Below are 21,865 nucleotides of genomic sequence, written 5' to 3'. Positions count from 1 at the left end.
GTGGCGTTTTGGGCGGGCGACGGTTTCTTGGCTGGCAAAGAAAGCCCACCGGGGATTAGCCGGTGGGTGAAAGTGAGCTCGCTTTCGGGAGGCTCACGGAGACAACTGATGAAGCTGCCGATTCAACGCGAGGGGTGTGGCGGATTCAAGGGGGGTCGAAGCTTGCGCCTAGCGATTGACTGACAGGCAGCCCCTAGCAAAAAGGTCAGACTCGCGGAGTCACACCCGAGTGCTGGAGACGCCCATGATCGAAGACGAAGACTCAGATGCCGTCGGCATTCGCGATCCAGCGAAGTTTTTTACTGCACTGGCTATCAAGCTTGAGTTGCTTCCGCCCGGCGAAACGGATCTGTCTGATGCCTTGTGGACGTACACCATGTCCGTTGTCGACGCATGCGCCACGATCGGGGACGCCTACGGCAATGCGGGCGGGAATGCAGGTGCGCACATCAGGGCTCAATTCTTCGACTACTGAGCCCCCAACGACAAGCGCCCCCAAAGGGGCGCCGCGGCCTGCTCTGGCACAGGGTCGGCGGAATCAGTATTCCGCGCCATACGGATCTGTGGACCCCGCTCCGTGCGGGTGAAAGGTTCCCGGTCATTTGGCCCTGACCAGACCCGTCCAAGTCGGGCTATCGCGGGCATCGCGCGGCGGCAAGTGTTGCAGCCTGATGGTGTGTGTCGCAATGGGGGTCGCGTGACTGGTTGCGAGGGCTGGATTTGAACCAGCGGCCTTCGGGGTATGAACCCGCTGCTCTACCGAACTGAGCTACCACGCATTGATTTGGGGTGCTCGGGGGGAATCGAACCCGCCGCTACTGGAATCACAACCCAGGGTTCTGGCCGTTGAACTACAAGCACCGGCGCGGAGTGTGCTGGTGCCCCAGCTGGTGGCGCAAGGGGGGTCGATCCACGACGAAAAACGCTGCGGTGCGATACCACGTCTTCACCGCGACCTCAAACAACAATTTTGCCGGTGCGCAATAGTTGTACCCATCCCCGGAAATCGCTGCTTTCGCATTGCGTATCATGGCGCCGCCAATGAAAAAACCCGCCAGGTTCCTGGCAGAACCGAAGCGGGCTTTCTCTGGTCGGTGGAGCGGTGAAACCGCCCTAGCCCAACCCGTGTTGCTACACACAAGCCGCATTATGCGGTCTTGATCGGAGGGGGCAAGGGAACGCGCCGTTAACCCTTGCGAAAGGAGAACTCCATGAGTTCCTCTGAAATCAAGACGGTCCATGTCCGGTCGTATCACCGCGTCCGCTTCGGCAACGAAGAATCGGTGATCCAGCACTGGCGTCGGCACCCGTCGTAAGACGCGCCATGCGCTAAAGGCTCCGGAAGAGATTCCGGGGCCTTTTTCGTCTACGACATGCACTACCAGTTCCATCGGGATGTTGCCGATCTTTTCCGCGGGACTGGCATCATCGTGCGATGGCTCACGGCGACTACCCACCCATGCTGCTCGATGAACGGCCCTTCGACCTTGACCAGCTGGGGTGGCTGTACGAAATCAAGTTCGACGGCTACCGGCTCGTGGCCGAGATTGATGGCGGTGTCGTCACCTTGCGCACCAAGGGCGGCGCCGATTCTTCGCGGTGGTTCCCCGAGATTGTCGACAGCCTGCGCAAGACGCTGCCGGCCGGTCGATACGTGCTGGACGGGGAGATATGCGCGCTCGATGACGTGGGGCGCAGTGACTTCGACCTGCTGCACCAGCGGGCGCTTAGGCGCCGGTGGTACCCCGGTGCGCCGGCCGTGGTCTATTGCGTGTTCGATCTGCTCGTGAACAAGGGCAGGGACATCACCCAGCTGCCCCTATCCGAGCGCAAGCCGGCGCTCATCGCGCTCTTCTCGAAGGGGGCGCCGGGCATCCTGGTCGTGACTGGCTTCGAGGGTGAGGGTGAAGGCCGCTGGCTGTTCAAGGGGCCCGTGCACCAGCTGGAGCTCGAGGGCATGGTGGCCAAGCGGCTCGACAGCGTGTACCGGCCTGGCGTGCGCTCCCCTGATTGGGTGAAGGTCAAGCGCAGTGGGGCGACGCCTGCGGAGAGATTCAAACGCAAGAGCGCATGATCGGGGCCCGGGCAATTGCCCTAGCCTTACTCCGCGTCCTCTTCAGCCTTCGCAAGATCGAGCGTGAGTTGCTTCGCTTTCGGCGTACATATCTTCAATCTATGCCCCGCGACGTTTCCGTTGAGCGAAAGCAATCCTCCTTTTGCGCCGCCAACTTTGGCGCCGTCGAAAGTGTGGAATTCCTCGGCGTCATAGTGAATTGCCGAGGCGAGATGAATGGCATCAGGCACTCGAATATTCTTGAGGTGGTCTTTCGCTTTAGAAGCCTTGTGATAACTACGGATTTCGCTCGTTAGCGACATGATCCGGCTATCAATTGCCAACTCCACAATGCTCCGACTTTCAAATGCCTCTTCCACGCGCCGCCTCTGCGCCGCGGTGAGGCTTGCATCGAAGACTTCTGCTCGCCATAAGACAGATGTCATCAGGATCACCTTCCCCCGATCGACCAAATCGATAACTTCAGCCAGACCGTCCATTTCAGCGGGGTCCGCCCGTCGCTCATCTGTAATCCAAGCAATCAGAGGCGCAGTGTCCCAGTAGATCCTTAGCCTACCACTCGCCATTCCGCACCTTGGAAATGTAATCAGTTGACGAGAGCCCGTCGTAGGCGCCCTTTGCTATGCCCCGCAGGCTAGACAACTTAGGCACATCAGATTGCTCTGGCAGAACTTCAATGGATTCCACCTGGACGAAATGTGGAAATTTTTCTGCTCTTTTGTAGTGCAAGGTACCCGTAATTCGCACAAAGTGATTTATCCCTGCAAGTGCGCTTCCAAGTTTCGCAGAAGGAAATCTACATTTAATACTCGCAGGTCCAACAATTGGAAAAACTTTGAACTCATTGCGTTGATTGTGAATATTGATAACCTCCAGACTGCCAACGATCGACCCTAATTCCGTCTGGTCTGGGCCAAGAATCTCATCAACCTTCATATCAAGGTTGCGCGGAACCTCAATATTCTCTTTCTCGAATTGAATCGACATGCCGGCTACATGACCGCGCTGCGGATGCGCTAGTCCTTTATAGGAGTCCATCAGGTCTAGCCCAGCATCCTTTGGACGCTTTCCTCGAATAACTGACTTCAAGTCCCGTTGAAATTTCGAGACGACCTTCCGTCCGTAGTTGGGTAGGCTCTTCTTAGACGCGACCGCCTCGACTTCAATGGTGGCCGGGCTGTTCATTGAAAGGGCCGTGATGCGGTAGTACAGGCCAGGCGCCTTTCGACCAGACACCGCCATGTCGATCTGATTGAGCGTGTTTTTCACCGCATTGAGCTGGTCGATGAGGTCGCTGAGCCGCAGGCTGTCATCAGCCTCATCGCCCTTCAACGTCAATCTAAATCGCGCGCTCATAGTCAAACCAGTCTACCTTCCACTGGGCCGCCGGGTACGTCTACCTAACCCGGATGTGGGATCGCCACGTCAGTCGTCGAAGGCATGGGCGGCTTGATCCATCGCGGCCCGCAACCTGTTCGCGCCAGCTTTGGCGTTGCCTTGCAACACTGTATGCTTATCCAGTGTTCTGCGTCGTCTATCTTTTGCGCTTTCGCGGCTGCTGGCTGAGCCGCACCCAAATCCTTGAGGGCAACGCTTTCAAAGGTTTTCTCGACTTTCGGCGCGTCGAGCCCGAAGCACGCCACCGTTTCGGCCCTCGGGCGATGGTTGCCAAGCTGCTCGACCCGCGTAGGCTTGAGCACAGCCTGACACACGATTTGCACTGGGCGCGCGTGGTGCAGATCAAGGAAGGCGGGATCATGGTCGAGGGCAAAGAGCTGCTGTTCAAAGGGGCGAAGAGTTCGGCGATCGAGTGCCTGCAGACCTGGTGGTGCATCGTGGATCACGAGACGGGATATGCCGCGCTCGAGCGCATGCGAGCACCCGGCGTGACAACGGGGTTTCATCCCAACGACGATTGAACCCTGGTTCGGTCGAGGGCCCACCGCGCCGCAGCGCGCTCCTTGGGGGTGGCGGGGACCATGCCAGCCACGATGTCGCGCCAGATCAGCACGATCCAGCTGTGGGCTGCCATGAAGCGCTCGCGCTTCTCTCCGGCCGGCGCGGGCCCCTGATCCAGCCAACGATGGCATGCGCTGCACCCGTAGACGTGGTACTGGTCGTCAGCCTTGCGGGCGCCGGCCTTGCCGTGCTCGCTCCAGTTGCTGTGGCATGCCACGGTGGTGCTGGGGTCGTCGTTGCACACACCGGCGACCTGGAGCAGGCAGCGCTGGCCGCGCGCCATGGACAGCAGGAAGGGATTTCGATGCGCCTCGGGCTTGGCCAGCCTGGCGCCGGGGTCGTTCGCCGGATCTGCGTAGCGCACCGGGCGCGTCAGCGGCGTGGCCACGGGCTTGATGCGCGCCGGCCTGACCGCGGCCGTCGGCTGGTTGCGCACGAACGGCGTGCGCTTCATGGGGGCGCCGCGCTTCATCGCATCACGCGGTCTTGGCCGCGGTTGTTGGCGTTCTGGCTGCGCCAGACTTCGACGCGCAGCTGGGCGGCGATGATCTTGAACTTCAAGGTTTCCTCTGCCTCCACCGCGGCGCGCAGGCCCTCGAGCAGCTGCTGGTACTCAGGGTGGCTGTAGGCGTACTGCTCGCGGGCGACGGCTGACCGTTCGGGGCTCAGGTTCATCAGCAGGGCCTTCTTGGTCTTGCGGAATTCCTCGAGGTACACGCGCTCCGACTTGGCTGCGGCGAACTTGCCGGCCACGGCGATCAGGAAGTCGACCGCGTTGTTCGGGTCGATCAGGGCGGCGTCCGTGGTCAACGCGGGCCCGCCTTGACGATGCGATAGCGCTTGTTGCCGACCTTGAGGTAGAGCCCGGCCCAATAGAACATGCTGGGGGACTGCCAGATCAGTTTCATACCGGCACCACGTGAATCTCGATTGCCCACTCCCCCTGATTGCCGCGCTTGCCGCGCTTGCCTGGCCGCTGGCCGTAGCACCAGTCGATCGACGGGTCGGCGTCATCGCGGCCGAGCCATGCGGCGATCTGGTCGACCGGCGCTTTCAGGCTGCCGCGCAGGTTGTCGTGCGCGTCCAGCGGCCGGCCAGGCGACACGCGCACCAGCGTGACGCGCACCTGGCCAACTGGCGGCTTGTGGGTGGCCAGCATCCATGCGACAGCCTCGCGCTCGGCCTTCACGCGGCGCGCACGGGCCCGGTGGTGCTCGCGATCGTTCTGGCCGGCGCCGGTGCGCAGCGGTACGGAAATGTGGAGTTCGCTCATAGGGTGTCGTGGAAGAACTTGCGTTTGGGGAGCCCCCGGCGCCCCTTGGCCAGGACGGGCAAGCGGCTGGGGATGTCAATGAACGGCGCGCGGCGCGGGATCTTGTGCACTGCCATCGCGGTGTCGAGCTCGGTGAGGAAGCCGGCGAACCAGTCGGGGTTGTCGCGCTCGAGCTCGGCCGCGCGCCAGCGCGCATAGCTGGAGTCCTGGCGCGCGCAGGCGATCAGGTGCTGGAGCATCCCGGCGCGGTGCGCAACCGGATCCGGCGCGGGTGCGCCGGGGAACAGCATCAGGTCGCCGTTGGCGTCGACCGGGTTCTGGATCACGCTGCGCGTCCACCCAACGCCCACACCGACACGGGGCTGACCCGCAAGGCGCGTTGCGTGATGCCTTCGTTGGGCGTGACCTTCGGCGCACTCGGCACCCGGCCGGTGGCCTGGTACTTCGGAGGCCAATCGTTGCCGATGGCCTGCTCGATGTAGCCCTTGCGGGACTGCACGAGAACCCACTGGCGGGCGATGCTGGGGGAAAGGCCGATCAGCTTGCCGAGCTCGCTGCTGGTCAACTTCACGCCCGCGGGCAAGTGCGCCAGGATCTGGTCGGTGCGGCTCATGCGGTCAGCCCTTCGATGGACTGCTCGAAGTCGTTCCAGTACAGGTGCCCGGCGCGCAGCTTGAGCTCGAGCTCGCAGGCGCTGGCAGCCAGGCTCCGGCGCTCGAGGGCGCCGATCAGCCGATCGCATGCCTCGAGCCCGGAACGGATGGACGCACGGCGCTCCGGCGTGATGGTCGGCTCGCCGGCCTGCTCGTACAGCGCATTGCAGGCGCCGCGCACGATGCGGACCTCGGGCATTTCCGGGTCGACCTCTTCGGCAATCAACGCACCCAGCACCACGAACAGCATGCGGCCGGCCGCGTTCACGAACTCGTCTGAGTTGTCGCTGAGTACGGCGTGGATCTGCGCGCGCACGGTGGTGGCATGCCATTTCTTTTCGATCAACGCGCGCTCGATCAGGCTCGGGCCAGCGTGGCGGCGACGCTTCATGCTGCGGCCCTCGCCTTCGCGCGTGCCAGGCGCCGAGCCTTCTCGCGGCGGGACTTGCTCGAGGAATGCTGGCCCAGGCGGTACATGCGGCGCGACGGCGACGGCTGCATGAGGTAGCCGAGGCGACCGCGGGCGCGGAGCTCCTTCACGATCGTCTTCAATTCGTCGTCAGGCCAGCCGGTGATGCGCAGGCAGTCGTCGTGCGTCAGTGCCCCATGGGCCAGCAGTTTCAGCAGCGCAGCGGGGCGCGGGATCAGGGTGGTGGTCATGCTTGCGAGGGAAGCGGCGGCTAGTCGTTGGCCGCTGGGTGAAGTTCGGCACCGATGGCGAAGAGCTCGGCATTGCGGCGCGACTCGGCGTGCATTGCCGCCACCTGGTCGCGGTACACGATCAGGTCGAGCGCGGGCGTGGTCAGCATCCGGCGCTCGGTCACGGCGGCGATGTGGGTGATGCGCTGCGAGCGCAGGAGCGCGTGGGCGATGGTCGACATGGGGTAGGTCATGCCGGTTGCATTGCCTCGACCGCCCGCCGCACGCGCGCCGTGTACGTCGCGAACGTCTCGCGGGTGGCGCTCAGGTCGTTGGCGTTCCACAGGCCAAGGCCCAACTCCACGCCCTTGGCCTCGATGCTCGAGCGCGATTCGTCCCACGGCTTCGCAGGCATGCCGACACCGGAGGCGATGGCAGCGGCCTCGCCCAGCTGGCGCTTCACGATGCCCAGCAGGTAGGCCATGCCCTTCGGCGGGGTGGCCTTGACGCAGGTTTCGGCGGCAGCCTCGAAGGTTTCGAGCGGCACGCCCTTGTCGACCAGCGCCAGCAGTTCGGGGTTCGACGGGTTGACGCCCTGCACGCCCTTGGCACGGATGGCGCGGCAGATTTCCCCGGCTTTGGTCGGCGAAGCTGACACACCCCCCACGGAGCCCCCCTCGGGGGGGGTGGGGGGGTTCTTCTCTTCTTCTCTACTCTCCTCTACTCTAGGCGTGACTTGGCGTGACGTGGCGTGACTTGGCGTGACAGGTGGCGTGACACCAGCCAGAGCCTTGTCACGCGCGCGCTTGTTGCGCTGGCGTTCAGCGGCCCCATCGTCCTCGCGTTCGCGCTTCGGCTGGCGCTTGTCCCATGCTTCAACAAGGCCCAGCTGGCGGTCGATGACGCCTCTTTCGTCCATTGCATCAAGGACTTGCGACGTTCTGCCCTCGGGGAAGTTGAAGAGGCAATCCAGCGCTTCGGCGTCGATCGTGTCGAACATCCCGCGTGTCTCCGACTGGCTGGCGGTTTCGAGCACGTAGGCCCAAATCGCGAGCACGTCGGGCAGTGACGCGCCGGAGCGGCGCGCGATCAGCTGGAACTTGGGGTCCGTGACGGACCCGTGATGCCAGCGAAACCAGTCCATGCCGGCCATCAGTCACACCCTCCCGTGACCGCGTTGTGACGTGGCGTGACTTGGCGTGACATGGCGTGACATGGCGGGATCGTTCGCGGCTTCCATGCGCCGCGCTGCCTTGGCCTCGCGGAACTCAAACAAGCCCGCGTGCATCGGGTAGTCCAGCGCGAACAACCGGGCGAGATACGGCGTGTTGTTGTTGTTCAGCTTCCACGGGCCGTCAGCCTCTTGGAGCGCGGAGTTGTGGCGCAGCACTTCCACGATCGTGCGGGCGCTGTAGTGCTGGAAGCCCTTGCGCGCGACCTTCAAGGCTTCGCCGATGAAAGCGCGATACACGTGCAGGTTGTCGGGCAGGTACGCCAGGAAATCGGCGCTGAACTGGTCGCCGTGGTCGCGCGCCAGTGCGATCGGGCGCGGCGTGAAGATGTCAGGAACCGTGCCCATCGCTTACCCCTTGACCTTGCGGCCGTGCGTGACAAGAAAGCGGAGCGTCAGCACGTACTCGCCGGGCGCCATTTCGCCGTCGGCATTGACGTTGCGCACCACGGCCTCGGGGTTGTGGTGGCCGACGATGCGCCGGAGCTCGACGCACTGGCCGGAGGGCAGTTCCCACCACTGGTAGAGCTCGGGCCGCGGGGCGTTGCCGCGCTGCGTGGGCCGCGGCTGCTCGAGGTAGATCGTGCGAACAGAGCCGATCGCTGGCTGGGGCTGCGGGCTCACGACTGCGAGCCCTGCTGCACATCAGCCGACAAACCCATGACCTTTCTAGTGCGCTCCTGCTCGATGCTCAGCACATGGTCCAAGCCGAACAACGTCACAGTCAGCAGTCGCTCGATGAAGTCGCTCACCGTCATGCCCAACTCGTGGGCGCGGCGCTCGAGGGCGAACTTCGTGTCGTCGGTGATGCGGGCCTCGCACTTGGCGGTGCGTTTGCCGCCGAGGGTGGCGCGGGCGAACATGGGGATGTCGCCGTCGGTGGAGGTGAAGGACATAACGCTTCCGGTTGTCATGGGGAGTCAGCTGGTGAAGGGACGGAGGACGGCTTCGCGCTTGACGAAGGCGTTCGTGAAAACGACGTGGTTGCGCGTCCACTCGGGAAATGGATTCACGTCTTCGATGCGCTCCCCGCGTTCAGCCGCGTGGGTGGCGAGGTCGCAGATTTCGGCGCGCGTGAGGGCGCTGATGGGCTTGACTTCCATTCAGACCTCGACGCGCTGCGGGACCGGGGGCGCGCTCTTCTTGCGCGCGAGCTCGGGCCAGTGCTCGTGCCAGTCGTCGGGGCGACAGTCCCAGCGCATGACTTTCCCCTTCGTGGCCTTCTCGATGGCGGTCGCGCGCAAAGGGGGGATGGGCCGGTTCCCGTTGGCCCAATCCGACACGTCGGGGGCATGGGCGCCGATGGCGGTCGCGAGGCGGGTGGCAGCACCCTTCCCCTCTGCGTCAAGGTATGGTTTGAGCTTCATGGCGGCGAGTTTAGCCTAAAGCTCCAGGCATACCTAGCTTTAGGCTAATTTAGGAAATTAGCCAGCAAACGCACACTCCGGCCATGAAACTTATCGACGACATACGCCGGGCGAACATCGCCCTGCTGGAGAAAGAAATGGGTTCGCTCAAGGCGCTGGCCGAGCGACTGGAGAAGGACGAGTCGCAGGTAAGCCAGTGGAAGCAAGGGTCCATCAATTCGGGGACCGGCAAGCCAAGGGGGATGCGCAGCGAGACAGCGCGCTATATAGACGAGCGGTGTGGCAAGGAGCCTGGATGGCTCGACATCGACCACTCCGGTAGCACATTCACCGTGGCGCCAGCTGTCACTGGCGCGCCACTACTCTCTTGGAACTACCCCGGCGATTTACCCGACGGCGCGAGCGTGTTTATTCCTCGGCTGACTGTGGAAATCAGTCGACGGTCAGGAGGAGCTCAGGTAACAATCCTTTTCGTGCAACACCAACACCAAACCTTTGATACCGACTGGATCAGGGCCGACCAACTTCAACCTAACAAGCTGGGCTACATCAAAGTAGTGGATGACAGCATGCGGCCAAGCATCTGGCCAGGCGACAAATGCGTGGTAGACACGTCGCAGACAACAGTGGTTGATGGGAAGGCATACGCAATCTATTACGACGGGGGCGACCGCATTCGTCGCCTCTTCCGGCTGCCTGGCGGCGGCTTGCGCATCGAGGCCGACAACCCGGCCCATGGTCCGCTGACAGTGACCCCCGAGGTCGCTCAATCCATCACGATTTTGGGCCGCATCGTCCATCGCGCCGGCCCTGGAGGATTCGCATGAAAGCACTCGCAATCCTGGCCGCAGCTGCGGCTCTCGCTGGCTGTGCCAGCACCGGCGTCGTGCCGATCGGCAGCGGCATGTATATGGCCTCGAAGCAAGGCGGTGCTTTCACCTATAGCGGCGGCACCGTGAAGGCCGAGCTCTACGCCGACGCGGCGAAATACTGCGCGCAGTCAGGCAAGCAAGTGGTCCCGGTGAACTCCGAATCGAAGGACTCGGGCTGGAACTACGCCTCGGCAGAGATCCAGTTCAGATGCGAGTGATTGTGTAACTACAACGCTGGCCCAACGGCCTATTGAAAAGACCCGCAGAACGCGGGTCTTTTTGTTTCTGCTCGTGTGTCTCAGCGGTGAGACAACTTTACATGCCAGTAACGCACGGCTCCGGCTAAATATTGAAGGTAATTTTCATCTAGCTTAGCTTTTAGCTTCCATTTAGCTTAGCTTTCGGCTACATTCTGTTTGCGGCGTTTAGCCGAGCAGAAAGGACGAAAGCTATGTCATCCCCTCAAAGCGCACCGCTGCGTGCGCGGCTGACGCGGCGCCAGCTGCAAAGTCAGTTCCGGTACAGCCAGTACCTCATCACCAAGCGCGACGGCCAGACCTTCCTCGAATGGCTCAAGGCCGGCGCTGAACACCAGTCGTTCACCGAAACCTGCGGCACGTGCCTCGGCTGCGGCGAGGGTCGCCACGAAGGCGCCCGCTGCTGGACCTGCAAGGGCCGCGGCGAAGTGAGCTTGCTCGAGCCCGAGCAGGACGACGAGCCCCGCTTCGCTGACGACGACGGCGGCATGCGCTTCTCGCGAACCCTCTCCCATGTGCGCAGCAGCCAGGCGCACATCGTCCCCCTCCCCGACACCGCCCGCGCATCCGTCGCGCATCGCCTCGCCGTCCGTGCGAGCGCATGCGCCGGCCTGGCCGTCGCCGCCCTGCTCGCTGTCGAGCGCTTCCGTTAACCCCCAGGAGAAAGCCATGGCCAACAAGCCGAAGACCCCGCCGCCCGTGCGCACCCTGCGCCCGATGGTCGATCAACCCGTGTACGCCGACACCATCCCGAGCCTGCGCTTGCAAGACGGCGAGTTCGTGTTCGCGCCGATCGACAACGCGGCCAACGACACGCCGCAGCCCACCAGCGCATTCGCTGACGACTACGACGAAGACAACCGCCCGACCGCAGCTGGCGTCATGGCCGGCCTGGTCCTGATGGCTCTGCTCATCGGCCTCGGCGTGTCGGTGGTGATGGTCGTTCGCGGCTACTTCCCCGAAATCCTGCAACTCTTGTCACGGGTGTTCGGATGAGCGCGCTGGCCATCACCGTCCCCCAGGCCGGCGCCGACGCGGCCAACGACCCGCCCTTCGACGTGGATCCGCCGAAGGCTGACGCGCCGGCCGAAGCGCCCGCTGCTGCCGCCGAGTCGAAAGAGCCGGCCACGGGCGTCGCCCTGCGCGAGGTCGCCGCCAACATCGCCGAGTTCGATGCAGTGGAAGCAGGCTTGCAGGCGCTCGAGACGAAGCATGGCGGCGTGATCTTCGACGTGCAGACGCCCAAGGGATTCAAGGCCGCGAAAGAGGCCCGGCTGGCATGCCGCGACCCGCGCTACGCCGTGCAGAACGCCGTCAAGAACGCCAAGGCGCCGCTGAACAACCTCAAGGCAGCCATTGCCGCCCGCGGCGAGGCCATCATCGCGCGCATCACCGCGGTGGAAACCCCGATCGACGCCCAGGTGAAGGCCGAAGAGAAGCGCCTGGCCGACGAGAAGGCCCGGCTCGAGCGCGAGGCTGCTGAGCGCAAGGCCGAGATTGACGAAGCCCTGCGCGAAATCACCAGCCGCGTCGAGGCTTGCATCAACCAGCCCTCCGGGTTCATCGCCGAGACGCTGGCGTGGATCGACGATACCGAAGTGACCGAAGAGGACTTCGGCGACCGCATCGAAGAGGCAAAGCGCGCCGTGCAGGAAACGCGCGTCAAGGTCGCCGCGATGCTGGACGCGGCCCGGCAGATCGAAACCGCCGCAGCCGCCGCCAAGCTGCTCGCCGACCAAGTGGCGGCGCAGGCCGCGGAACTGGCCGAGCGCGAGGCTGCCATCGCGAGGCGCGAAAAGATCGGCGAACGCATCGAGCTCATCTATACGCTGCCCGATTCGATGGTGGAGTCCGACAGTGGTGCGCTGCGCGCCGCCATCGCTTCGCTGGATCCGCTGGATCCCGTGGTCTATGGCAGCCGCCTGCGCGAGGCCCAGCGCGCCGCGGACGCCGTGCTGCCCGAGCTCCGCGCACTGCTGGATGCCGCGGTGTCCGAAGAAGAAGCCGAGCCCGAAGAGCAGGAGCCCGAGCCGCAGGACGACGTGCCGGCGCGCGATGACTCGGGCGCCGATTCGCTGGGCTTCGCCCTTCCCAAGCTGCCCGAGTGGACCGCGGACCAGCCCGCGCCGGTGTTCGCGCCCGCGCCGGCCCCGGTGGTGGAAGCGCCCGCCCCCAGCCGCACCACCCGCAGCTATGCCGCGCCGCGCAAGGAGCACCGCCCGACGGACGACCAGCTGATCGAAGTGATCTGCCTGCACTTCCGCGTCGACACGGCCAAGGCCATCGAGTGGATCAAGGGCATCGACACCGCCGCCGCGCTGGCCCGCGCCGAAGAACTTCCCTTCTAACCCCAGGAGACAGCAAGCATGAACACCCAAACCGCGCCGCGCGTGGACGTTTCCAACGTCATCGACGCTGCCCAATCCTTCAACGCCCCGGCCCTGCGCCAGAACACCGGCGTGTCGCTGCTCAACGAGTCGGCGATGGCTGCGCTGTACCGCGTTGCCGAAATCATGGCCTCGGGCCGCGCCACGGTGCCGCGCCACTTGCAAGGCAACGTGTCCGACTGCATGGCGGTCGTGATGCAAGCCCAGCGCTGGGCCATGGACCCGTTCGTGGTCGCGAAGAAGACCTACGTGGTAGACGGCAACCTGAGCTATGAGGCGCAGCTGGTCGCGGCCGTCATCAACACCAGCAGCCTGCTGAACGGTCGCCTGCGCTACGAGTGGTTCGGCCCGTGGGAAAAGATCGTTGGCAAGTTCAAGACCGTCGAGAGCAAGACCAAGAAGGACGACAACGGCTACCCGAAGAAATTCATCGTGGCCGACTGGAACACGAACGACGAGCACGGCCTTGGCGTGATCGTGAGCGGCCTGCTGCGCGGCGAGAGCGAGCCCCGCCAGCTGACGATCCTGATGACGCAGGCGCGCACGCGCAACTCGACACTGTGGACCGAAGATCCCAAGCAGCAGATCGCCTACCTCACGACGAACCGCTGGGCACGCCTGTACGCGCCGGAACTGATCCTCGGCGTCTACACGCCCGACGAGTTGTCATCGTCGACCTTCATGGGCCAGGCCGAAGTGGTGGACGACAAGCCAGCCCTGCCCGAATCGCTCAAGACCGCCGCCTACGCAGCTGCCGACAAGGGCCGCGACCTGTTCGCCGGGTACTGGAAGGCGCTGCTGCCCGCCCAACGCAACCTTCTGGTGGGCGAGCTCGACGACCTGCAAAAGCGCGTGGTCGAGGCCGATGCGCACCGCACGGTCGACAACCCGGTCGACGCCACGAAGGCGCCCGCGCCGGCCGCAGCACCGGCAGAAGCCCCGGCCGCGGCGCCAGCTGCGGAAGCAAAGCCCCGCGCCCGTGCGCCGGCGCCGAAGCCAGCGGCAGCGCCCGCAGAGCCCGCAGCGCCGGCCGAGCCCACCGCCACTGGCGCCCCGGTGTTCACCGCCGAAATGGTTTCGCAGCGCCTGCGCGATGCGAAGGACATGGATGCGCTGTCGATCGCCGCCGACCTCATCAGCCACGTGGCCGACAAGGGCGCCCAGGCCGCGCTGGATGCCTTCTTTGAAGAGCGCGCGGCCGGCCTCCGCAACTGATCCCTCAACTACAGGAGAACACCATGAGTTTCCGCGTCATCCCCTGCGAGCAAGGCTCGGAAGACTGGCACCGCGCCCGTGCTGGCGTCATCACCGCCAGCATGTTCAAGGTCGCGCGCCAGCGCGTGAATGGTCTGAACGAACAGCAGCAGATCTACGTCGACTCGATCCTCAAGGGCATGCCCGAGCTCGAGGCGCGCAACGTCGCGGGCTACAAGGCCGCGCCAAAGGCCGAGTCCGTGCAGCGCGCGCTCAAGGGCTTGAAGGTCGGCGATCTGTCCGAGGCCGCGAAGAACTACGCCTTCCGCTGCGCATTTGAGCGCATCAGCGGCGAGCCGATGGACGAAGGCTTCGAGACATGGCAGATGGCCCGTGGCCACGAGCTCGAGCCGGAAGCCCGCGACGAGCACCAGATCCAAGAGGGCGTGCTGGTGGAGCGCGCCGGCTTTGTCGTGACCAGCGACAACGTGTTCGGCGCCAGCGCCGACGGCCTGATCGGCGCCAAGGGTGGCAGTGAATATAAGTGCCTGGTGTCGGCCGCGAGCCTGCGCCCGGTGCTGCTCGAGGCCAACCAAGCCGACTTCATGGATCAAGTGCAGGGCTGCATGTGGATCACCGGCCGCGACTGGTGGCACCTCGGGTTCTATTGCCCGCAGCTGCGCGCCATCAACTACCCGCTTCACATCGTCCGGTGCAAGCGCGACGACGCCTACATCGACGCCATGGTCGAAGACCTCCTTGAGTTCAAGGCCGAGGTCGACCGCCAGGAGAAGTGCCTGCGCGCGCTCGCAGCTGCCAACGCTCCGCAATTCGCGCAAGCGGCCTGAGAGCCGGCGCCGGAAGCCCTTTTGCTGTCACACATCCCCATCCATCACCACAACCAAGGAAATCATGAAGTCTTACTCCGTGTTCCTCAACGAGTTGAATGACGGCACTTCCCATGCCGGCGTCACGGCGGCGTTGAGCGAAGCCCTCCAAAGCGTGCAGTCGACCGGGAAGAGCGCCACTCTGACCACGAAGCTGACCATCACGCCCGCCAAGAAGGGCGCCAGCGGCGCCACCGACAAGGTGACGATCACCTTCGAGTACGACGTGAAGCTGCCGAAGGCCGAACAGCCCTCGGACTTCTTCTACCTGACCGAAGACGGCGAAACCTCGCGCCAGCACCCCAAGCAGCACAGCCTGGAACTGCGCCAAGTCGAAACCGCCGCCCCCCTCCAATTCCGCACCGCAAACGAGTAACCCATGACCGACGCAATCAACAACGCCACCGCCCAATCCATCGCCGCCATGGCGACCGCCGCCCTCGAGGTCAAGCACGTCGAGAAGACCTTCGGCCTGGTCATCCCGCAAGGGCACCAGTTCAAAGACCTGACCGCCGAAGTCGAGAAGGCCGAGCCGGCGCCGTACCGCCACAAGGGCACCGTGCAGCTGGGCGACGTGGCGAGCCTGCTGGCCTACTGCGCGGACCAAGCCGCCCAGGCAACCGGCTATATCTACGCAGACACCGACGGGCGCCTGCTCACGGCCATCTTCAACGACACGAAGGCCGGCCCCGGCTGGCGCGATCACCGCGCCGTGTTCAAGGCCGAGCTCACGCCCGAGGCGAAGAAGTGGCTGGAGCACGACGGCGCGAACCACGCCTTCACCCAATCCGAGTTCGCCGAGTTCATCGAAGACAACTTCGCGGACCTGCAAGGCGAGGAAGCGAAGAACCTGCTCACCGTGGCCACCACCATCAGCGCGACCACAGGCATCAACTTCGCCAGTGCGAAGCGCTTGCAAGACGGCCAGGTGCAACTCGTCTACAACGAGACGATCGACGCCAAGGCCGGCGCCGACGGCCAGATGAAGATCCCGAAGCTCTTCACCATCGGCCTGCAACTGTTCAAGGGGGCCAAGAACGCCGACCTGTTCACGGCCCGCCTCAAGTACCGCCTGCACAGCGGCAGCGTCAAGTTCTGGTACGAACTGGAGCGCCCCACCAAGGTGATTGAGGTCGCTTTCGCCGAATACGTGGCCCAGGTGTCGAAGGACAGCGGCTACACCGTCCTGCACGGCAAGGCGTAAGCAAGTGGCGCGCAGCCCCGAACAGATCCGTGCGCGCCGCATCCGGGTGCTGCGCCGCCGCGCGGATCACTTGGAGCGGCGCATCGAGGAAAACCCCGAGCGCCCCGCCGACCACGACCGCACCGAGGCCAGCGCCCTCCGCTGGGCCATCGGCGAACTGGAGTCCAAGAAGGAATCGACCGAATGAACCACTACGAGACGCTGGGCATCGAGCGCGGCGCCAGCGCCGAGGAAATCAAGGCCGCATGGCGCCGGGCCTCGAGCGCCGCGCACCCCGACAAGGAAGGCGGATCCACCGCAGCCATGCAGGCCATCAACGCCGCCTACGAAGTGCTGGGCGACCCGGCGCGCCGGGCGCGCTACGACGAGTCGGGCGACGACTCGGGTGAACGGTCGATCAGGCAGGAGGCCATGGGCATGCTGGTGCGGTTCTTCCGCGATGCCCTGACCACCGACGAGCCGGTGCTGTCGTTCGTTGAGATCGCGCTGCGCGCGCTCGAGCTCGAGACGAAGGTGGCCATGGCCGAGTGGCAGACCCGCCAGAAGCGCCTGCACAAGCGCCGCAAGGCCGTCAAGTCGAAGGGCGCCGACAACCTGTTTCACGCCCTGGTCGACGAACAACTGGCCGACATCGCGCAGCGCTTGGTTCTCAGCCAGAAGCTGCTCGAGGTCGCCGCCGCCTGCCACGGCCTGCTGCTCGACTACGAAGACGTGCAGGACGCGAACCCGGCGCCGTCCTTCGCCGGGCTCTTCTACAACAACGCACCCCTGTTCGGGGCACAAAGCTCGCACCCATGACCTTCCAACCCCTCACGACGCCCGAGCCGCTGGCCACTGGCGGGCCGATCCACCCCGCGCTGCTGCCGATCGTGGTGGCGCTGGCCAACTTCCACGAGGCCGTCTTCAAGGGCGCGCTGGCCGGCCAGCTGCCCGACGTTGCCGGCGCAGCGCAGGCCAAGACCCTGCTGGACCTGGTGGGCGAAGCGCTGGACGCCCAGCAGCTGCGCAACGCGCTGGACCACATCGCGAAGACCGCGCGCAACAGCCGCACCAGCACCCGGCGCCTGCGCTGGATCGAGCAGCGCGCCCTCTTCGCCCTCGAGGGCAAGCCCTACGACAACACGGCGTTCGACCTCCCGCAAAACGTGGACACCGCCCTCAAGCGCGCCACGAAGGAGAACATCGCGCTGCGGCAGAAGCGGACGCCCCGGCCGCTGGCCGACTGGCACGAGGACTACGGCGCGGCGCTTTGGTGGGCCTTCCCGGTCAACGAGGCGCCGTACAGCGGCTCCCCGTTGAGCAGCGACTGGCCCGGCTATCACACCCACTGGACGCCGATCGTGGTGCCCGCGGAGCCCTTGAAGTGAAAGAGCGCCCCATCCTGTTCAGCGCACCCATGGTGCGCGCCCTGCTCGACGGCACGAAAACTCAGACGCGGCGCATCGTGAAGCCGCAGCCGCCCGCAAATACCGTAGAGGTCGGCACCTGGCACCACCCGGACGAGGAAGACGGCCGAGGCCCGCGCTTCTACGCTTGGGAGAGCCGCCCGCCCACGCGCGGCCTGTTCATCGGTGGCGACTGGTGCCAGCCGTGCCCCTACGGCCAGCCGGGCGACCAGCTGTGGGTGCGCGAAGCAATCCGACTGGTGCCGGATCTGGAACCCGACGACGCCACCGGCCGCGTGTTCTCCGTCTACCACGCCGACGGCGCGCTGACCGTCGCGGATGCGTGGCCCTGGAAGCGCAGCTACCTGCCGCCCATGCACTGCCCCCGCGGCCTCTCACGCGTCGACCTCGAAGTGACCGGCGTGCGCGTCGAGCGCCTGCAGGCCATCGACGAAGCCGGCGCCATCGCCGAAGGCGCGCCCCACTATCAGGAAGGCACCGACGCACCGCCGCCCGACGGCAACCCGGAGTGGTGCTGGAACTACCGCAGCGCCTATATGAGGCTGTGGCATCAGATCAACGGCGCCGGCAGCTGGGACGCCAACCCGTGGGTGTGGGTGGTCGAGTTCAAGCGGGTGAACCCATGAGCGCAAGGCCCGGTTTTCTAGAAGTCGTCTTTTGTGAGGCGGAGCGGCTGCGCGACGGTGTAGACCGCACCTGGCAGCGCTTTCGTCAAGGCCCTGGCATTGATCCGTTCCGATCCTTGCACGTAAGCCTGTACGAGGTCCCCCAACTCTTTCGCACGGAAATGGTCATCGAGCGCTTCCCGGCTGATGGTCACTGGAATCGTATTTTTCTCGAATGGCACGCGGAAGTTGAGGTATTCGCCATGGTCTTCAATATTGACAAAGTGCTGCGTCGCCATCGCTATTTCCTCGCATTGAAAGCCTAAGTATGGCCGAACGCCTAACACTGACCCGCGAAGAGATTCAGGAACTGACCGGCGTGTGGCAGCACGCCGCTCAGGCGCGCGCCCTCGCCCGCTTGAAGATCCCCTTCGAGCGCCGCACCACCGACGGCTCCTGCATCGTCGGCCGCGAACAGGTGAAGCGCGGCATGGCCTTTGGCACCCAACGCGACCCGGCAATCACCGCCGCCAACGAGGCGGGCATCAAGTGGAGCACCGCAGCATGAGACACCGCGACCGCCAGTCCCAGCTGGGGCTGCTGCCCCGGATGGAAGCCCGCCCCCGCAGGGATGGCGGCTTCACCTACCGCTACAAGCCAGTCGCCGGCAAGCCGATCAACCTCGGCCAGGACAAGGGCGCGGCCCTACAACGTGTGCTCGACATCACCGGCAAGGCCACCGACGAAGGCACGTTCACCCGGCTGTGGCGCCTATATCAGGAGCGCGTCGAGTTCAAGCGCCTGGCCGACAGCACCAAGGTGCAGTACCGGGACAACTGGAACGAGCTCGAGAAGAAGTTCGGCACCGCCATCGTGGCGCTGGTGAAGCCCCGAGACATTGCCCGGTACCTGCGCGTGGAGCGCGCCGCGGCGCCGATCGTGGCCAACCGGGAGGTTGCGCTGCTGTCCAACCTGTTCAACCTGGGCGTCGAGCTCGGCGACATCGACCGCAACCCCTGCAAGGAAGTGCGCCGCAACCGGGAAGAGTCGCGCGACCGGCTGGTGGAAGCGTCTGAGCTGGAAGCATTTGTAAAGTTTGCGCTGGCCAAGACGCCGGACGGCCAGTGGGCCAGCCCGAGCGACGTTGTGCTGGTGTCGATGGCGCAGTTCGCCGCCCTGGCCGGCAACCGCCGCGCCGAATTTCGGCAGCTGCATTGGCCGCAGGTCGACTCGGAAGTCGTGCGCCTGCAACGTGCCAAGCAGCGCGGCAAGAAGAGCAAGCGGGAATTGGTGGGGGTCAGCGCGGCATTGCAGGAGGTCATTGACCGCATGAAAGCAATGCCCGGCTATTCACCGATGGGCGCGGTTTTCCGGGCGCCGCGGACCAATCTGGCCTATTCGGAGAGTGGCTTCAAAGCCATGTGGGCACGCCTAATGCAGCGCGCGCTCGACGAGAAGGTAATTGAAGAGCGTTTCACGTTCCACGACCTGCGGGGCCACTACACGACCTATTTCAAATTGCAATTCGGCGAATTGCCGGAATTGCACGCAGATCCAAAAACAACCGCTGGGGTGTACGAGCGCAGCCGGGAGGTCCGTCGGAAGGCTCTGTGATGAAATTCCCATTTTGGGAATTTTGGGCCCGTCGCGCTATCGTTTTTGTAGCACGAGAGGCCCGTATTCGTTGGGGTGGCTGATGGGACTCGAACCCACGACGACCAGAATCACAATCTGGGACTCTACCAGCTGAGCTACAGCCACCAAAGAGCCTTCAATTATAGCGTCAAAATTTAGGGCGTTGCTGCGGCCGGTCGCGGAACGCCGATTTCTGCCTTGTAGCGTTGCTTCAGCAACTCATAGTAGGCGTTGCTCTCGGCGCCGGCGACGATCTGCGAGAACTGCCCGATCTCCTGCGTCGCCTGCTCCGGCTTGGGCGCTTCGCGGGGAACCACCTTGTTCACGCGAACCACCACATAGCCCTGCGCGCCAAGATCGACGCCCGTCCATGCCGGCAGCTTGGTCGTGTCGGCGCGCAAGGCGCCCTCCACCACCGGCGGCGGTACCGACTGGGCTTCAAGCCTCGAGATCGTCACCGGCTCCGTCAACTTGGCGCCCGCCGCATCGGCTTGCCACGCCTTGAGCCTGGCCTCGCCCTCGGCCTTGGCCAAGGCGCCGGCACGCTCCGCGATCAACAGGGTCCGGACCTTGTCCTTCACCTCGATGAACTCTTGCGTGCGCGCTGCCATGTACTTGGTCATGCGGCCGGAAGCGAGTTGGCTGGGGCCGACTTCGACGGCTTCGGTGTTGTGCTTGCGTTCGCGCGTGTCCGCTGCATACAGCGCATCCAGGAACTTGCGGTTGGCCAGGGGACCGGTGGCGCTTGCGGGCGGCGTGCGCGCGACCTGGGCGGCCGTCTGGACCTTGAGCTTGAACTTGTCCGCGACCGGTTGCAGGCTGTCGGGCTGCTGGAAGACCATGTCGCTGAACGACTCCGCGGCCTTGGCGAATTCCTGCGTGGCCAGTTGCGCGCGGGCCTCGTCCTCGATGCGCGCGCGCACCTGGTCGAACGTGGGCGTCGTCTCCGGCTTGATGTCCGTGACCTCGATGATGTGGTAGCCGAACTCGGTTTCCACCAAGCCACTGATCTCGCCCTTCTTCTGCGTGAACATCGCGTCCTCGAAGGGCTTGACCATGGTGCCGTCGCGCTTCACGAAGTCCAGGTCGCCGCCCTTTTCGGCCGAGCCGGGGTCCTGCGAATTCTTGCGTGCAATGTCGGCGAAGCTGGCGGGCGACTTCTTCACCTCGGCCAGCAACTGCTCGGCCTTGGCCTTGGCCTTTTCACGGTCCGCAGCAGGCGCACTGGCCGGCGCGGTGATCAGGATGTGGCTGGCGCGGCGCTCTTCCTTGGTGGTGAAGCGCGCCTTGTTCTGCTCGTAATAGGTCTTGAGGTCGGCCTCGCTGACGGCGATGTTCTTCTTGACCGAATCCAGGTCCAGCACGACGTACTCGACGTCGGCCTGCTCGGGCGCCTGGAACTGCGCCTTGTGATCCTTGTACCAGGCCTCGAGGTCCGCGTCGTTGACGTTGACCTTGCTGGCGAAGTCGGCCGGATTGAACTTGGCCAACTGCACTTCACGGCGGTCATAGAAAGCATTGAGTGTTGCATCGGCTTGCGCCTTGGTCGCGAAGGCGGAACCGGCAAGACCTTGCAACACCTGTTGCGTCGCCAGGCTCGCGCGGACCGAGGCTTCGTATTGCTCGGGCGTCTGCTGGGTAGCGCGCTGGAACAACTCGCGATCGAACTTGCCGTCCGCACCACGGAACATGGCCAGGCCAGGGTCAGCTGCAAAGTAACGGGCCAGTTTGTCTTCCGACACCGTCATGGTGGTTTTTTGCGCGGCGATCTGCAGCACGCGGTCGCGGACCATGCGCTCGAGGGTGGCGTACTTCGCCGCATCGGTATCGAACATGGCCACGTCGACATTCGGCGATTGCTGGCGAATGCGGTCGACTTCGATGCGGTGCTGCTGCTCCCATTCAGGCCGCGTGATGTCGTGGCCGTCGACGCTTGCGACCTTCTCGCCCTGGTCAGACCGGTTGTAGCGATCAGCGACGCCAAACCATATGAACGACGGAATGATCAGCAAGAACAAGAACACCATGACGATCTTGTTGTACTTGCGGAAGAAATCAAACATTGAGCATTCTCTCTATCGACTCGGCCCGGACTCAGGCAATAAAAAAGGCGAACAACCTGTTCGCCTTTGCATCGGGTGGTGGGTGCTGAGGGGCTCGAACCCCCGACCTACGCCTTGTAAGGGCGCCGCTCTACCAGCTGAGCTAAGCACCCCACCGAA

36 protein-coding genes and 4 tRNA genes are annotated in these 21,865 nt (G+C 64.5%); 19 read left to right on the top strand and 21 right to left on the bottom strand.

Going from position 1 to position 21,865, the window contains the following annotated elements; translation table 11 throughout:
* The first annotated feature begins 244 nt into the window (after positions 1-244).
* Positions 245-475 carry a hypothetical protein gene (locus HB681_RS18510; RefSeq protein WP_213956327.1) on the top strand — a complete coding sequence of 77 codons (231 nt, stop codon included), beginning with the start codon at positions 245-247 and terminating at the stop codon, positions 473-475.
* Between the two features lie 227 nt (positions 476-702).
* Here HB681_RS18510 and HB681_RS18505 read toward each other — a convergent pair.
* Together HB681_RS18505 and HB681_RS18500 are read right to left on the bottom strand one after the other, a co-directional pair.
* Positions 703-779: transfer RNA gene (locus tag HB681_RS18505), tRNA-Met, on the bottom strand.
* Between the two features lie 6 nt (positions 780-785).
* Positions 786-861, bottom strand: a tRNA-His gene (locus HB681_RS18500).
* Between the two features lie 598 nt (positions 862-1,459).
* On the opposite strand from HB681_RS18500, the gene HB681_RS18495 reads away from it, so the two are divergent.
* Positions 1,460-2,074, top strand: coding sequence for a hypothetical protein (locus HB681_RS18495; protein WP_213956325.1), 615 nt, complete (start codon positions 1,460-1,462; stop codon positions 2,072-2,074).
* Positions 2,075-2,100: 26 nt separating this feature from the next.
* Here HB681_RS18495 and HB681_RS18490 read toward each other — a convergent pair whose 3' ends face one another.
* The gene (locus tag HB681_RS18490; RefSeq protein WP_213956324.1) at positions 2,101-2,640 is read right to left on the bottom strand and encodes a PIN domain-containing protein; all 540 of its coding nucleotides are present in this window, start codon (positions 2,638-2,640) and stop codon (positions 2,101-2,103) included.
* The gene (locus tag HB681_RS18485) at positions 2,627-3,430 is read right to left on the bottom strand and encodes a hypothetical protein (RefSeq protein ID WP_213956322.1); all 804 of its coding nucleotides are present in this window, start codon (positions 3,428-3,430) and stop codon (positions 2,627-2,629) included. The genes HB681_RS18490 and HB681_RS18485 overlap by 14 nt, the downstream gene beginning before the upstream one ends.
* 164 nt (positions 3,431-3,594) lie before the next feature.
* On the opposite strand from HB681_RS18485, the gene HB681_RS18480 reads away from it, so the two are divergent.
* The gene (locus HB681_RS18480) at positions 3,595-3,993 is read left to right on the top strand and encodes a hypothetical protein (RefSeq protein ID WP_213956321.1); all 399 of its coding nucleotides are present in this window, start codon (positions 3,595-3,597) and stop codon (positions 3,991-3,993) included.
* Here the strand turns inward: HB681_RS18480 and HB681_RS18475 are convergent.
* The 14 genes from HB681_RS18475 to HB681_RS18410 all read right to left on the bottom strand — a co-directional run bounded on the left by HB681_RS18475 (position 3,975) and on the right by HB681_RS18410 (position 9,196).
* Complete coding sequence (locus HB681_RS18475) at positions 3,975-4,487, bottom strand: nuclease domain-containing protein (RefSeq protein ID WP_213956320.1); 513 nt, start codon at positions 4,485-4,487, stop codon at positions 3,975-3,977. The genes HB681_RS18480 and HB681_RS18475 overlap by 19 nt on opposite strands.
* Positions 4,488-4,501: 14 nt before the next feature.
* Complete coding sequence (locus tag HB681_RS18470; protein ID WP_256735005.1) at positions 4,502-4,843, bottom strand: hypothetical protein; 342 nt, start codon at positions 4,841-4,843, stop codon at positions 4,502-4,504.
* A gap of 94 nt (positions 4,844-4,937) precedes the next feature.
* Positions 4,938-5,306 carry a hypothetical protein gene (locus tag HB681_RS18465; protein WP_213956319.1) on the bottom strand — a complete coding sequence of 123 codons (369 nt, stop codon included), beginning with the start codon at positions 5,304-5,306 and terminating at the stop codon, positions 4,938-4,940.
* A complete protein-coding gene (locus HB681_RS18460; protein WP_213956318.1) occupies positions 5,303-5,632 on the bottom strand; it encodes a hypothetical protein in 330 nt (109 codons plus the stop codon). Before HB681_RS18460 ends, HB681_RS18465 begins: the two co-directional genes overlap by 4 nt.
* Positions 5,629-5,919 (bottom strand): hypothetical protein, encoded by a 291-nt coding sequence (locus HB681_RS18455; protein ID WP_213956317.1) that lies wholly within the window; start codon positions 5,917-5,919, stop codon positions 5,629-5,631. Before HB681_RS18455 ends, HB681_RS18460 begins: the two co-directional genes overlap by 4 nt.
* Entirely contained in the window at positions 5,916-6,350 is a 435-nt protein-coding gene (locus tag HB681_RS18450; protein ID WP_213956316.1) for a hypothetical protein, read from the bottom strand. Before HB681_RS18450 ends, HB681_RS18455 begins: the two co-directional genes overlap by 4 nt.
* On the bottom strand, positions 6,347-6,619 hold the full coding sequence (locus tag HB681_RS18445; RefSeq protein ID WP_213956315.1) for a hypothetical protein: 273 nt from the start codon (positions 6,617-6,619) through the stop codon (positions 6,347-6,349). The genes HB681_RS18450 and HB681_RS18445 overlap by 4 nt, the downstream gene beginning before the upstream one ends.
* 20 nt (positions 6,620-6,639) lie before the next feature.
* The gene (locus HB681_RS18440; RefSeq protein WP_213956313.1) at positions 6,640-6,852 is read right to left on the bottom strand and encodes a hypothetical protein; all 213 of its coding nucleotides are present in this window, start codon (positions 6,850-6,852) and stop codon (positions 6,640-6,642) included.
* Positions 6,849-7,751: a hypothetical protein gene (locus tag HB681_RS18435; protein ID WP_213956312.1), complete on the bottom strand. Its 903-nt coding sequence runs from the start codon at positions 7,749-7,751 to the stop codon at positions 6,849-6,851. The genes HB681_RS18440 and HB681_RS18435 overlap by 4 nt, the downstream gene beginning before the upstream one ends.
* 3 nt (positions 7,752-7,754) lie before the next feature.
* Positions 7,755-8,177 (bottom strand): hypothetical protein, encoded by a 423-nt coding sequence (locus tag HB681_RS18430; protein ID WP_213956311.1) that lies wholly within the window; start codon positions 8,175-8,177, stop codon positions 7,755-7,757.
* 3 nt (positions 8,178-8,180) lie between these two features.
* A complete protein-coding gene (locus HB681_RS18425; RefSeq protein WP_213956310.1) occupies positions 8,181-8,453 on the bottom strand; it encodes a hypothetical protein in 273 nt (90 codons plus the stop codon).
* Positions 8,450-8,725, bottom strand: a complete 276-nt coding sequence (locus HB681_RS18420; protein WP_213956309.1) for a hypothetical protein — start codon at positions 8,723-8,725, stop codon at positions 8,450-8,452. The genes HB681_RS18425 and HB681_RS18420 overlap by 4 nt, the downstream gene beginning before the upstream one ends.
* Before the next feature lie 24 nt (positions 8,726-8,749).
* Entirely contained in the window at positions 8,750-8,932 is a 183-nt protein-coding gene (locus HB681_RS18415; RefSeq protein ID WP_213956308.1) for a hypothetical protein, read from the bottom strand.
* Entirely contained in the window at positions 8,933-9,196 is a 264-nt protein-coding gene (locus HB681_RS18410) for a YdaS family helix-turn-helix protein (RefSeq protein ID WP_213956307.1), read from the bottom strand.
* A gap of 83 nt (positions 9,197-9,279) precedes the next feature.
* Here HB681_RS18410 and HB681_RS18405 point away from each other — a divergent pair, with 83 nt between their 5' ends.
* The 16 genes from HB681_RS18405 (at position 9,280) to HB681_RS18330 (ending at position 19,622) form a co-directional block, all read left to right on the top strand.
* Positions 9,280-10,023, top strand: a complete 744-nt coding sequence (locus HB681_RS18405; RefSeq protein WP_213956306.1) for a LexA family transcriptional regulator — start codon at positions 9,280-9,282, stop codon at positions 10,021-10,023.
* Positions 10,020-10,286, top strand: a complete 267-nt coding sequence (locus HB681_RS18400) for a hypothetical protein (protein ID WP_213956304.1) — start codon at positions 10,020-10,022, stop codon at positions 10,284-10,286. The genes HB681_RS18405 and HB681_RS18400 overlap by 4 nt, the downstream gene beginning before the upstream one ends.
* Positions 10,287-10,519: 233 nt before the next feature.
* Positions 10,520-10,978, top strand: a complete 459-nt coding sequence (locus tag HB681_RS18395) for a hypothetical protein (protein ID WP_213956303.1) — start codon at positions 10,520-10,522, stop codon at positions 10,976-10,978.
* 16 nt (positions 10,979-10,994) lie between these two features.
* Entirely contained in the window at positions 10,995-11,321 is a 327-nt protein-coding gene (locus HB681_RS18390; protein WP_213956302.1) for a hypothetical protein, read from the top strand.
* A complete protein-coding gene (locus HB681_RS18385) occupies positions 11,318-12,673 on the top strand; it encodes a hypothetical protein (protein WP_213956300.1) in 1,356 nt (451 codons plus the stop codon). Before HB681_RS18390 ends, HB681_RS18385 begins: the two co-directional genes overlap by 4 nt.
* 18 nt (positions 12,674-12,691) lie before the next feature.
* Positions 12,692-13,927 carry a RecT family recombinase gene (locus HB681_RS18380; protein WP_213956299.1) on the top strand — a complete coding sequence of 412 codons (1,236 nt, stop codon included), beginning with the start codon at positions 12,692-12,694 and terminating at the stop codon, positions 13,925-13,927.
* Positions 13,928-13,950: 23 nt separating this feature from the next.
* On the top strand, positions 13,951-14,754 hold the full coding sequence (locus HB681_RS18375) for a lambda exonuclease family protein (RefSeq protein ID WP_213956298.1): 804 nt from the start codon (positions 13,951-13,953) through the stop codon (positions 14,752-14,754).
* A 64-nt stretch (positions 14,755-14,818) separates the two neighbouring features.
* The gene (locus HB681_RS18370) at positions 14,819-15,169 is read left to right on the top strand and encodes a hypothetical protein (protein ID WP_213956297.1); all 351 of its coding nucleotides are present in this window, start codon (positions 14,819-14,821) and stop codon (positions 15,167-15,169) included.
* A 3-nt stretch (positions 15,170-15,172) separates the two neighbouring features.
* A complete protein-coding gene (locus HB681_RS18365) occupies positions 15,173-15,997 on the top strand; it encodes a DUF2303 family protein (protein WP_213956296.1) in 825 nt (274 codons plus the stop codon).
* 4 nt (positions 15,998-16,001) lie between these two features.
* Positions 16,002-16,184 (top strand): hypothetical protein, encoded by a 183-nt coding sequence (locus tag HB681_RS18360; protein WP_213956295.1) that lies wholly within the window; start codon positions 16,002-16,004, stop codon positions 16,182-16,184.
* The gene (locus HB681_RS18355) at positions 16,181-16,795 is read left to right on the top strand and encodes a J domain-containing protein (protein ID WP_213956294.1); all 615 of its coding nucleotides are present in this window, start codon (positions 16,181-16,183) and stop codon (positions 16,793-16,795) included. The genes HB681_RS18360 and HB681_RS18355 overlap by 4 nt, the downstream gene beginning before the upstream one ends.
* A complete protein-coding gene (locus tag HB681_RS18350) occupies positions 16,792-17,364 on the top strand; it encodes a hypothetical protein (RefSeq protein WP_213956293.1) in 573 nt (190 codons plus the stop codon). The genes HB681_RS18355 and HB681_RS18350 overlap by 4 nt, the downstream gene beginning before the upstream one ends.
* The gene (locus HB681_RS18345; protein WP_213956292.1) at positions 17,361-18,029 is read left to right on the top strand and encodes a hypothetical protein; all 669 of its coding nucleotides are present in this window, start codon (positions 17,361-17,363) and stop codon (positions 18,027-18,029) included. The genes HB681_RS18350 and HB681_RS18345 overlap by 4 nt, the downstream gene beginning before the upstream one ends.
* The gene (locus HB681_RS18340; protein WP_213956291.1) at positions 18,026-18,334 is read left to right on the top strand and encodes a hypothetical protein; all 309 of its coding nucleotides are present in this window, start codon (positions 18,026-18,028) and stop codon (positions 18,332-18,334) included. Before HB681_RS18345 ends, HB681_RS18340 begins: the two co-directional genes overlap by 4 nt.
* 2 nt (positions 18,335-18,336) lie before the next feature.
* Complete coding sequence (locus HB681_RS18335) at positions 18,337-18,576, top strand: DUF4224 domain-containing protein (RefSeq protein ID WP_213956290.1); 240 nt, start codon at positions 18,337-18,339, stop codon at positions 18,574-18,576.
* Complete coding sequence (locus HB681_RS18330) at positions 18,573-19,622, top strand: tyrosine-type recombinase/integrase (RefSeq protein ID WP_213956289.1); 1,050 nt, start codon at positions 18,573-18,575, stop codon at positions 19,620-19,622. Before HB681_RS18335 ends, HB681_RS18330 begins: the two co-directional genes overlap by 4 nt.
* A 71-nt stretch (positions 19,623-19,693) precedes the next feature.
* On the opposite strand, the gene HB681_RS18325 is transcribed toward HB681_RS18330, so the two are convergent.
* The 3 genes from HB681_RS18325 to HB681_RS18315 all read right to left on the bottom strand — a co-directional run bounded on the left by HB681_RS18325 (position 19,694) and on the right by HB681_RS18315 (position 21,858).
* Positions 19,694-19,769 (bottom strand) — tRNA-His (locus tag HB681_RS18325).
* A 29-nt stretch (positions 19,770-19,798) separates the two neighbouring features.
* On the bottom strand, positions 19,799-21,706 hold the full coding sequence (locus tag HB681_RS18320; protein ID WP_213956288.1) for a SurA N-terminal domain-containing protein: 1,908 nt from the start codon (positions 21,704-21,706) through the stop codon (positions 19,799-19,801).
* Between the two features lie 76 nt (positions 21,707-21,782).
* Positions 21,783-21,858 (bottom strand) — tRNA-Val (locus HB681_RS18315).
* Positions 21,859-21,865: the final 7 nt, after the last annotated feature.

This window comes from Variovorax sp. dw_954, from assembly GCF_018449755.1.
GTDB lineage: Bacteria > Pseudomonadota > Gammaproteobacteria > Burkholderiales > Burkholderiaceae_C > Variovorax.
The sequence above is the reverse complement of the archived record's forward strand: the minus strand, read 5'-3'. Positions and strand labels throughout refer to the sequence as shown.